The organism is Bacteroides sp. An269 (genome assembly GCF_002159755.1).
In the GTDB taxonomy this organism is placed as follows: Bacteria; Bacteroidota; Bacteroidia; order Bacteroidales; family Bacteroidaceae; genus Phocaeicola; species Phocaeicola intestinalis.
Window position 1 is genome coordinate 24,738 of sequence record NZ_NFJG01000028.1, and the last position, 12,579, is coordinate 37,316.

The following is a 12,579-nucleotide window of genomic DNA, read 5'->3' on the forward strand; positions in this document are numbered from 1 at the left end:
TAAAAAACGCATAACAATGAAAAACAAAATATTATCAACACTGCTTGTATTCGTAGGCATTTATTTGTCCGGATGCAAAGACAGCTTTCTAGATAGAACTCCTGAGAGTTCATATACCGCCGACAATTTCTATGCTTCAGACGAAGCACTTGAAGCGGCGACAGCTCCATTATATAATCGAGCATGGTTCGACTACAACAGTAGACCCATTATGTATTTAGGCAGCACACGCGCCAATGATTTTTATAGTCCATGGGCTTTCCCCGAATTTACAACATTCCAAGTGACTGCACTAAGCGAGGATTTGGCGAATGCATGGAAATCATTTTACAGTGTAATTACAATGGCTAATCAAACTATTAATGATGTCAATACTAAATGTACAGCAGATGTAAGTGAAGAGGCAAAAGTAAAAGCTATCGCTGAATCACGCCTGATGAGAGCTTGTGCTTATTTCTATATGGTTAGAGCATGGGGACCTGTCATCATTATAGAAGATAACCAAAAAATTGTAGATAATCCCGTACTTCCGTTAAACCGCGAAGAGGACGTATTCCAATTCATTATAAATGACTTGACTTACGCTTCTGAAAATCTTCCAGAAACAGCAAGCCAACAAGGAAGAGCAACCCGTTGGGGTGCTGAAGGAATGCTGGCAAAAGTCTATCTGGCACGTTCCGGCTGGAAGAAAGGAGGACAACGCGATGAAGGGGATCTGGAACTCGCCAGACAATACGCCGCAGATGTCTGCGACAACAGCGGACTGGAGCTCCTCCCCAACTATGAAGACCTGTTCAAATACAAATTCAACAACAACGAAGAATCATTGCTTGCCATGCAATGGGTACCGCTGGGAGAATGGGGAGTTTGTAACACTTTATTGTCTGAACTCGCTTTTTCTCCAGAAGTAGTAGGAGGAGTAAATGCCTGGTCAGGCTTTTATGGCGGTATAGACATGCTCGAACAATATGAACTGGCAGATACTTTACGTCGAAACGCAACGTTTTTCACCAACGGGTCCTATTATCCATATATTTGTATGGCAGACGGAGGGTATACCTATACAGGAACCGGAACGCCTATAAAAAAAGGAGTACCGGGAGGACCGGATGATGACAACGACGGTTATGTAGCTGCCATGAACTCACCCCTCAACACCTATATCCTGCGCCTGGCAGATGTATACTTGACCTATGCGGAAGCTTGTTTAGGTAACAACGAGTCCTTGAGTTCAGGACCGGGACTGGAATATTTCAACAAAGTACGCTACAGAGGATTTAACGGAAAAGGGAGTTGGAGAAAATCTTCCATTACATTTGATGACATCATCAAAGAACGGAGAATAGAGCATTGTGCGGAATTCAGCAATTGGTATGATATGGTGTCATGGTATTGCTGGCAACCTCAAAAAATGTTATCCTATTTCAACAATCAGAAACGAGGATATAGAGCAGATGTCACTATAAAAGACAAACAAGGATATTTACATTTCGGAAACCGAGATTCAGAAGGTAATTTTCAAGAAGGACCAGACCATTGGACAGCTCCAACTGTAGAAATTAACATCACAGATAATGATATATTCCTTCCCTATCCGGAATCTGACGTTATCCAGAATCCATTGTTGAGAGAAGAACCGGTTCCTTATACTTTTAACGAATAAACTAAAAAGATTATGAAAAAAATAATTCATACAATAATCCAAAATGGATGGTCAAGCCTACTATTGTTGACCATATTCTTTGCGTTTACCACCACTTCCTGTAAAAATAATGAAGGAGATGGAAACGGAACGCCTGTCATCAAATATATCCGACTCACTGATCCTGCATTAGCAGACAGTACATTTACGGATGTAAATCCGGGAACAATGATTGCAGTTATCGGAGAAAATTTAAGCGGTGTTATGGAAGTCTATATCAATGGACAAGAAATCAGTTTTAATTCTACATATTCAACCCCTACAAGTCTGATTATTTCAGTCCCATACGATGAGGATTTTAAACTATCCGGTCCCAATCCGGAACTACCGGCCGAATTGCGTATCGTTACAAATCATGGAACTGCCGTGTTTCCGCTACATGTGCTTTCACCAGGACCGAGTATAACCCGAATTGCCGCCACCTACCCACTACAGCCTGGTGATTCCATCACTCTGATCGGTGCTAATTTTTATGAGATACAGCATCTTTATTACACGACAGACTCTGTTAATGTGACTCAAGAAATAACGGACTATCAAATCAATAGCGATTTTGAGGAGCTTACATTTGCAGTGGGAGACCAAATGACTCAAGATGGATGGATTATTTTAGATTGCTACACAGACGATGCAAGCATAGAGTTTAAACCGAACGGGCCCAAACCTATAATTACAAATATCAGTTCTATAATGCCGGTAGTCGGAAGTGAAGTAACAATAACTGGCCAAAACTTCATAGAAGTTTCAAACATCAACATAAACGGAGAATTTGAAGTTCCGGGAGAGGATGTAACAGTTTCTGAAAGTTTCGATGAACTTACGTTTATCATGCCACAAGCACCTACACATTCCGGTCATATTACCATCACATCAATAGGCGGAACGACTGAGATGGAAGAAATATTCTATCCAATAGAAAATGTAATAATAGATTATGATGGAATCGGTAGCTTCAGCTGGGGAACTGATCCTCCGTTTGTAGCAGACGGAATAAATCCGCCATATGTTTCAACCGGCAATTGCATAGGAGCAAAAGGTACGATTGACTCCAGCAACCTATTTTGGTGGAAACAGTTCATCAATACAGCAAAATGGCCTTCAACCGATGTTATTCCATCATACACCCAGATTTCTGAACTGGAACTCCAATTTGAATGTTATCTGGAATTACCCATGGATGGCCCAGTCATCCAAATTTCAATGGGACATCCCAACGGCACTGATACGGGGGGTGATCCATATTTTACATTAGAAAACTATGTACCCATCAACAGTTTTACAGAAGAAAGTGAAACCGGGAAATGGATGCAATGTTGCATTCCGTTAACAAAGCTTGTAGAAGAAAAGACCTGGGGTGAGTTCCTGAACAACAAGATAAGTGACGAATTGAATTTCTATATTAATTATCCCGGCCTCACTAAAGCCACAAATGTAGAAATATATGTAGACAATATCCGGATTATTCCCATCAAACAAGAAGAAGATTAACCATATAAACTGAAAATATATGAAAACGAAAACAACATACCTTTTTCTGCTCCTTATGACAATGGTCCTTGGACTACAGTCCTGCAAGGACGACAAAGTGGACGGAGCGGTTTTCTCGCTCAGCATTGACGGACAAGAATCGACAAGCATCACGTTCGGCTACGGACAGACTTTCGTCATGGCGAAGCTTTCCTCCAATACGGGATGGAGCCTGTCAAGCGACCAACCCTGGTGTACCTTGTCAAATGTATCAGGCGACCCGACTGACGAACAATACATTAAAATCGCGGTAGAAAGGAATACAACTGATGCGGGACGTACAGCAACCATAACCATGAACGCAGGCGGAAATATCCGTCAGTACACAGTCACTCAGACCTCAAAGAATGCGGAGACTTACCCTGTGGGAATGGAAAAGGATGCCATCGAAACCATCAAGTCCATCCAGATGGGTATCAATCTGGGGAACACGCTGGAAGCTACAGGCGGAGAGGAAGCCTGGGGAGCCCCTCATACGACCCAAGCTATAATTGACCAAATGAAAGCATGGGGCTTCAATGCCATCCGTGTCCCCTGCTCATGGAACCAGTATCTGGAAGCTGACGGCATAACCATCAAACCAGACTGGATGAACAGGGTCAAGGAAGTGGTGGACTACTGCATGAATGCAGACATGTACACTATCATAAACATCCACTGGGACGGAGGATGGATGGAAGGTTCCTGCGATGCTTCCATGATGACCTCCGATGCCATTGCAAGAGTGGAAGCAAAAGTATATAAATTATGGACACAGATAGCCACCACATTCAGAGACTACGACGGACGATTGCTTTTCGCGGGAGCTAACGAGCCTGTGGTAGAAAGCCGTGAAGACATGGCAGTCCTCAACAGATACGAACAGGCGTTTGTGCATGCCGTCAGAAGAACAGGTGGGAACAACCTTTACCGCAATCTTGTCATCCAAGGCCCGCGGACCGACATCAACAGAACGGACATGTGGATGGAATTGCCGGAAGATACTGTCTCAGCACGTACAATCGTGGAAGTACACTATTACGACCCGTTCAATTTCTGTCTGAATGAAGAAGAGGAGACCAGCACTTATTTCTGGGGAAAGCCGTACGCCCAATACGGACCCATCGACGAAGGATGGCAGGAAGAGCACGTATGTAAACAGTTCGACAAGATGAAAAAGAAATTTGTGGACAAAGGGATACCTCTCGTATTGGGAGAATACTGCTCCATGTACCGCACACACCCAGTCGATTCACTTCAAGAGATTTGTCATGAGTCACAAGGCTACTTCACAGGCTATGTTACAGAACAAGCCAAGAACAACGGACTGGCTCCTTTCTTATGGGATATACAAAATGGAGGGCTGTTTGACCGCAGTACCGGAACGATACTGCTGCCGACTGTGTACAACCAGCTGAAAGAAGGAGCGGAAAGAGGACAATATCCATACTGAGATAAATCTTAAACTCAAAGGCACAAAGACACATAGGCCTTCAAACTACTGTCTCGCAGGCTGTGTGCCGATGTGCCTTTGTCTATTCACCGAAAACAAGACCAAGAAACATGAAGAAACTGGCATTCTATCTGATCACACTATTGTTCCTGACAACAGGAAATAGCCTTGCACAAGGATATAAAAATCCGGTCATTCCCGGATGTCATCCCGATCCGAGCATCTGCAAGGCAGGAGAAGACTACTATCTTGTGAACAGCTCGTTCGAATATTTTCCGGGAGTTCCTCTTTTCCACAGCAGGGACCTCGTGAACTGGGAACAGATCGGGCACGTGCTGAACCGGGAATCCCAACTGAAAATCAAAGGAGGAAACATGTGGGGCGGCATCTACGCACCCACTATCCGCTACAATGACGGTACTTTCTATATGATTACAACCAACACTTCAGACAGGGGAAACTTTCTGGTATATACCGATAACCCGTATGGAGAATGGTCGGACCCTGTCTGGATCAGACAGGGAGGCATCGACCCTTCACTCTATTTCGAAAACGGCCGCTGCTATCTGGTGAGCAATCCCGATGGTGCCATCTGGCTCTGCGAAATCAACCCGAAGACAGGAGAGCAGCTTTCCGAATCGAAGCGTATATGGGGAGGCACAGGAGGACGTTTCCCCGAAGGACCGCACATCTACAAACGCGACGGATGGTATTACCTGATGATAAGCGAAGGCGGAACAGAATACGGGCACAAGGTGACCATCGCCCGCAGCCGGAACATCGGAGGCCCGTATGAGAGCAATCCTGCCAATCCGATTCTGACCCACATCAACCAGAACGCAGAAAACAATCCGATACAGGGAGTCGGCCATGCCGATATGGTGCAGGCACACGACGGTTCCTGGTGGCTGGTATGCCTCGGTTTCCGCACGCAAAACGGACAGCACCACGTGCTGGGACGCGAAACATTTCTGGCTCCCGTCGCATGGAATGAAGACGGATGGCCTGTCGTAAACGGAGACGGTACCATCAATCTGGATATGAAAGATGTCAAGACACTTCCCCAAACCACCGTCAAAAACAGTCCGGACTGGGATTTCAACAATCCGCAGTTAGGAGCGGAATGGAACTGGATTGGCATCCCAGACAAAAAAAACTATTCGCTCACGGAGAAAAACGGATTCCTCCGCATAAAAGGAAGCGAAAAAAAACTGGATGACTACGGCTGTTCACCAACATTCGTGGGACGCAGACAGGAAGACATCGATTTCCAGGCCACCACAAGAATGCAGGCAAGAGGAAACGGAAACGCCGGAATGACTGTCTACCTTTGTCCTTCCGCCCACTATGACCTGTTCGTTTCCGAGAACAAGCTGAAGCTGCGCTACCGCCTGAGCGAACTCTGCTACGAAAAGGATATCTGCCAGGTGCCTGATGATTTCATTTATTTGAGAATCAAAGGAGATGCGGCCACATACACCCTGGCTTATTCTACAGACGGCACACATTACACTGAAGCAGGACGTATGAATACCCGTTATTTGAGCACTGAGACCAACGGAGGGTTCACCGGTGTCTATCTGGGACTTTTCGCCGAAGGGCAAGGATATGCGGACTTTGACAATTTCAAATACATGCCTGTCGTTCCGGAAGTTTCTCCAAAACTGACTTCAAAAGACGCGAACCCGATATTGGATTTCATGTTTACCGCCGATCCGACAGCAATCGTCCACGACGGACGACTGTACGTCTACGGCACAAACGACCAGCAACAATATGAAGCAGTGGGACGTGACGGCAGAAACACGTATGAACACATCAAAACACTGGTCATGATGTCAACGGACGACATGGTGAATTGGACTTATCACGGTCTGATCAAGACAGACAGCATCGCGCCATGGATTGTGGCATCATGGGCTCCGTCCATCGTCAAACGGAAAGAAAAAGACGGAAAGACACATTTTTACCTCTATTTTTCCAACAGTGGAGTAGGCACTGCCGTACTGACCTCCACTTCTCCTGTCGGTCCGTGGTCCAGCCCGCTCGACAAAAGCCTCATCGACGGGAACAATCCCGAGTTGGGTGACTGTAGGGTTCCTTTCGACCCCGGAGCCGTCATTGACGACAAAGGTATCGGATGGTTGGCCGTAGGCGGGTCATGCGCACGCATCATGCGGTTAGGAAAAGACATGACAAGCATTGACAGCCCGATAGTACCCATCTATGCTCCCCATCATTTTGAGGCAAATGAACTGAACTTCATCAACGGGACTTATGTATATACATACAATACCGACTGGCAGGACTACAGCGACTGGCCTTTCCCGACCGAAAAGCCGACCACCTGCTGCATGACATACATGACCAGCAAGAACCCGCTTGACAGCTGCAGCTGGGAATACCGTCACAATTACCTGAAAAACCCGGGAGAATACGGCTTCGATTTCAGCAACAACCACACCCATCTGGAAAAATACCGAGGGAAATGGTACATTTTCTACCACACGATGAGTCTGCAGCACAGTTACAATACGGACGGAGGGTTCCGCAACATTTGTGTAGATGAAATCAAGGTGGACGAAAAGAACCTCGACATCCACATGGGGAACCAGACACTGAAAGGCGTGGAACAGATACAGCCCATGAATCCGTTCACCATCCAGCAGGCATCCACCGTTGCAGCCACTCAGAAAATCCGGTTCGTACAGGGGGAAGAGCCCGGCGAGATGCTGGCGGCGACCGTCTCCGGCGAAACAGGCATTCTGTGTGTAAGAGGAGTAAAGTTCGGGAAAGCTCCTTCCGCGCTGCAGGTGAAAGCCTGCGGACAGGGAACGATCGAAGTACGCCGCAGTACTCCGGAAGGCGAACTCCTCGCCTCCGTCAATATAAACAATACGGAGATGCAGGTTCTGGAATGCAAGCCTTCGGCAAAGATAAAAGGAACAGCCGACCTGTTCTTCATATTGAAGGGAAAACAAATCGAATTCAAATACTGGACATTCAAATGAGCATGAGTCACAAGAAACTGACTACCCGCATTCTGGCCGCAGCCGTCCTGTTCTGTATGCTGGGACACAGCACCATCATCCGGGCACAGCGCGAACGGATCCGGCTTGACGAGGACTGGCAATTCGCCTTCGGGAACGCCGCATCGCCCGAAAAGGACTTCGGGTGCGGAACGGAAGCCTTCAACTACCTCACCAAAGCCGCATCCGTACACAACACGGGACCATACTCACCGAAATTCGACGCTTCGGGTTGGAAGCGCGTGGATGTCCCGCACGATTGGGTGGTGGATATGCCCTATTCCAAAGATGCCAGCCACAGCCACGGCTACAAGACCGTCGGGCACAAATATCCCGAGACGAGCGTGGGATGGTACCGCAAGACTATAGCTATCCCGGAGACGGATAAAGGCAGGCACATCTACCTGCAGTTCGACGGCATCTTCCGCGACTCCCGCGTCTGGGTGAACGGATTCTATCTGGGCGGAGAACCCAGCGGATATGCCACTCAGGTGTATGACATCTCCGAATACCTGAACTACGGAGGAGAGAACCTGATTACCGTCCGTGCGGACGCAACCATGGAAGAGGGATGGTTCTACGAAGGGGCGGGAATCTACCGCCATGTCTGGCTGAACAAGACATCTACGCTCCATGTGGCCCCATTCGGCACATTCGTCCGCAGTACGCTCAAAGAGCCGTATGACCGGGCAACGCTCACCATAGAGACGACAATGGAGAATTCCGGCACGGAGACGGTTCCCTCCTACCGTCTGCGCCACACGCTGCTTGACAGGGAAGGCAGGGAAGTGAAGAGTTACGAACAGGAGGGAAGTCCGCTGGCACCGAAAACCATGCAGACAATCTCCACTGAACTGACTGTAGACAATCCAAGATTGTGGAGCGTGGACACGCCCTACCTCTACAAGGTGCGCACAGAAGTATTACGTGACGGAAAGCTCGTGGACACCTACATGACCACCACCGGAATACGTGACATCCGTTTCGACGCGGACCGGGGATTCCTGCTGAACGGGAAATCCCTGAAGCTGAAAGGAGTGAACATGCACCAGGACCACGCCGGAACCGGGACCGCAGTTCCCGACGCGCTGCAGACTTTCCGTCTGAAACGTCTCAAGGAATTCGGATGCAACGCCTACCGCTCTTCGCACAATCCCATGACTCCGGAACTGCTGGACGCATGTGACAGTCTGGGCATCCTGGTCATCGAAGAAAACCGCCTGACCGGGGTCAACGAGGAACATGTCCGCCTGCTGAAACGCATGATAGAACGGGACCGGAACCATCCGAGCATCATCCTATGGAGCGTGGGCAACGAGGAATGGGGGATGGAATGGAGCGGACAGGGAGAGCGTGTCGTCGCCTCCATGCGTGCATACTGCCACCGCTTCGACCCGTCGCGGCTCATGACCGTGGCTTCCGCCGGAGGTCCGTCCGTGCTGATACCCGCGGACGTGGCGGGCTACAACTACATCCTCCAGAACCCGATAGACAAATACCGGACGGAATACCCCAAACGCATCGGTATCGGCACAGAGGAAATCTCCGGATGCGGAACGAGGGGAATCTATTACGACAACACGAAGGAGGGACACATAGCCACACTCAACCGCACCCCTGACGAAAAGGACGGAACGCTGAACCGCATCGGACGGGGATGGAGGTTCTACGACGAACGTCCCTGGCTCGGAGGACTGTTCTACTGGATAGGATTCGACTTCCGCGGCGAGCCGAACCCCATCGGATATCCGCAGACCGGCTCGCACAAGGGAATCTTCGACTACTGCGGATTCCCGAAGGATGAGGCATGGTACCTGAAGGCGTGGTGGACGGACGAGCCCGTGCTGCACATTTTCCCCCACTGGAATCTGGAAGGACACGAAGGGGACAGCGTGAGCGTATGGGCGTACAGCAACTGTGACGAGGTGGAACTCATAGTCAACGGAAAGAAACTGGGACGCAAGCCGATGCCGGAGAACGGCTATCTGTCGTGGGAGACGGTCTACCGGCCCGGGACGGTGAAGGCCGTCGGCTATCGGAACGGAAAACGCCTGCTGGTCCGCACCGTGCGCACCGCCGGAGCGCCGCGGCGCATCCTGCTGGACGCGGACCGTGACACGATATGCGCGGATAACCGTGACGTGGCGGTCGTCCGCGTAGAACTTCAGGACGGGAAGCGGAACTTCACCCCGGCCGCCTGCGTTCCGCTCAAGCTGACGGTGGACGGCCCGGTACGCATACTCGGCGTGGGCAACGGAGACCCGGCCTACAAGGAGGACGAGCGTCCGACGGACCGCAACGCCCGCACCTACCATGTGAAGACGTTCAACGGCTTGGCGCAGATTCTCCTCCAGAGCGACGGCGGAACCGGAACGGCTACGCTGACCGTGGAGGGGGAAGGCATCGGAGCCTCCACCCGCGAAATAACGTGCGCGCGGTAGGGAAAAGTAGCAAAACGTCAGGAAAAAAGCCGATACCGCCCGAGGACAACACTAATCCTACAGGATAAGTACTGTCCCCGGGCGGGAAAGTATCAAAACGTCAGGATAAGTGTTACCCCCGGCGGGGACGGTGCTTATCCTGCAGGATTGGAGCTGTCAGAGGTCAGGACAGCCGTGCCGGACTTGCGCACGACCGGAAGATTCATTATTTTATAACGAAAAAAAACGAACGATTGCATTCATCAACAAAACCATACAAAACTTTCACCATGAAAAGACAAATCGCATTATTCGTGCTCGCGCTGGGGGGCGCATCCCTCTGGGCGCAACAGGCCACGGTTTCCGGACCGGACAACCTGCTTAAAGTGGACATATCAGTGACGGACGGCAATCCGTTCTATTCAGTGACCTACCGGGGGAAAACTATCCTCGAGAACTCCCCCCTCGGCTTCGTCTCGAACGTCGGCGACTTCAGCCGGGAGATGACCTACGCCGGACAGAAGTCCCGTACCGTCGAGGAGAACTACCGGCTGGACCGCATCAAGCGTTCGGAGGTCGCATACCGTGCCAACGAACTGACGGTGACCCTCGAAAACGCGGAGAAGAAGCCGGTGGACGTGATTTTCCGAGTGAGCGACAACGACATCGCCTTCCGCTACGAGATGCCGCGCTACGGCGAGACGGGCAGCATCGTCATCAAGCGTGAGGCCACGGGATTCGACTTCCCGTCGCACACCACCGTGTTCCTTACCCCCCAGAGCAAGCCGATGATAGGATGGAAGCGTACCAAACCGAGCTACGAAGAAGAATACATCACGGACGCTCCCCTCACCACCCGCTCCCAGTTCGGCGAAGGGTTTACCTTCCCCGGCCTGTTCCGCATCGGCGATGACGGATGGGCATTGGTGAGCGAAACCGGTGTAGACTCAAGGTATTGCGCCTCGCACCTGAGCGACGCCACGCCGGAAGGCCTGTTCACCGTCGCCTTCCCCATGCCGGAGGAGAACAACGGGAACGGAACCGTCGCCCCCGGCCTTGCCCTGCCGGGCTCGACCCCGTGGAGGACAATCACGGTCGGCGACAACCTCAAGCCGATAGTCGAGACCACCGTCCCCTGGGACGTGGTGGAGCCGCGCTACGCTTCGGAACACGTCTACCGGTACGGCAAGGGCACATGGAGCTGGCTGGTATGGCAGGACGCGAGCATCAACTACGACGACCAGGTGAAATTTGTCGACCTTGCCTCGGAGATGGGTTTCAAGTACACACTGGTCGACAACTGGTGGGACACGAACATCGGCAAGGACGGAATCGAGCGGCTCGTCTCCTACGCACGCTCTAAGAACGTCGACCTGTTCCTCTGGTACAGCTCGAGCGGCTACTGGAACGACATCGTGCAGGGACCGACCAACCGAATGGACAACCCCATCGAGCGCAAGAAGGAAATGAAATGGATGAAGAAGATAGGCGTGAAGGGCATCAAAGTAGACTTCTTCGGAGGAGACAAGCAGGAGACGATGCGCCTCTACGAAGCCATTCTGAGCGATGCGGACGACTACGGGCTGATGGTCATTTTCCACGGATGTACACTTCCCCGCGGATGGGAGCGCATGTACCCCAACTATGTGGGCAGCGAAGCGGTGCTCGCCTCGGAAAACTTCATGTTCAGCCAGCATTATGACGATATGGAAGCGTTCAATGCCTGCCTGCACCCGTTCATCCGCAACACGGTAGGCTGCATGGAGTTCGGTGGCAGCATCCTGAACAAGCGGTACAACCGCACGAACGACGGAGGCGCAATCAGAAAGACCACCGATGCATTCCAGCTCGCTACAGCTGTCCTCTTCCAGAATCCGATACAGAACTTCGCCATCACACCGAACAACCTGACCGACGCTCCCCGTCCCGCACTGGACCTCCTGAAAGAAGTGCCTACCACATGGGACGAGACTGTGTTCATCGACGGCTATCCCGGCAAGTTCTGCGTACTGGCCCGCCGCCACGGTAACCGCTGGTACATCGCCGGAATCAATGCCGGGAAAGAACCCTTGAAGCTGACCTTGAACCTTCCTATGCTCAGCGAAGGGGACGAAGTGTCGTACTATTCGGACACGAAAGACCGCACCCTTCAGACGGGAAAGACAAGGATAAAGAAACCGTCCGGAGTGAAAGTGACCATCCAGCCCGAAGGCGGGACAGTGCTGGTGAAATGACAGTCTCCCGCAAGAGCGAATCACCTAAATCAAACGACAATGAATCTGAAAAAAATATAATTATAAGAAACTGTTTTGAATTGATTCAAGAATAATGTTATAAGCATCTTCAGATCTCAAATCAGCCGGTCAATTGGAAAAATGTTATATCTTTAAAGGTACCAAACAATAAAGTTATGACACAGTATCCAACCGACCTGACTGAAAAACAGTGGCAAGTTATAAAAAATATTTT

The 12,579-nt window shown here is 50.4% G+C and carries 5 protein-coding genes and 2 pseudogenes; all 7 read left to right on the forward strand.

The features are described from left to right. The first annotated feature begins 16 nt into the window (after positions 1-16). The 7 genes and pseudogenes from B5F71_RS07630 (at position 17) to B5F71_RS07655 (ending at position 12,344) form a co-directional block, all read left to right on the forward strand. On the forward strand, positions 17-1,663 hold the full coding sequence (locus B5F71_RS07630; protein WP_087208902.1) for a RagB/SusD family nutrient uptake outer membrane protein: 1,647 nt from the start codon (positions 17-19) through the stop codon (positions 1,661-1,663). A gap of 12 nt (positions 1,664-1,675) precedes the next feature. After that, positions 1,676-3,190, forward strand: coding sequence for a glycan-binding surface protein (locus B5F71_RS07635; protein ID WP_087208904.1), 1,515 nt, complete (start codon positions 1,676-1,678; stop codon positions 3,188-3,190). 19 nt (positions 3,191-3,209) lie between these two features. Beyond that, positions 3,210-4,661, forward strand: a complete 1,452-nt coding sequence (locus B5F71_RS07640; RefSeq protein WP_087208906.1) for a cellulase family glycosylhydrolase — start codon at positions 3,210-3,212, stop codon at positions 4,659-4,661. A 110-nt stretch (positions 4,662-4,771) separates the two neighbouring features. Next, positions 4,772-6,295 (forward strand): annotated as a pseudogene (locus B5F71_RS20750) (glycoside hydrolase family 43 protein); the annotation flags it as partial. A gap of 60 nt (positions 6,296-6,355) precedes the next feature. Next, positions 6,356-7,672: pseudogene (locus B5F71_RS20995) on the forward strand (glycoside hydrolase family 43 protein); the annotation flags it as partial. Between the two features lie 2 nt (positions 7,673-7,674). Then, positions 7,675-10,131, forward strand: a complete 2,457-nt coding sequence (gene galA / locus B5F71_RS07650) for a beta-galactosidase GalA (protein WP_241148573.1) — start codon at positions 7,675-7,677, stop codon at positions 10,129-10,131. Between the two features lie 269 nt (positions 10,132-10,400). Continuing rightward, positions 10,401-12,344, forward strand: coding sequence for a glycoside hydrolase family 97 protein (locus B5F71_RS07655; RefSeq protein ID WP_087208910.1), 1,944 nt, complete (start codon positions 10,401-10,403; stop codon positions 12,342-12,344). The last annotated feature ends 235 nt before the right edge of the window (positions 12,345-12,579 follow it).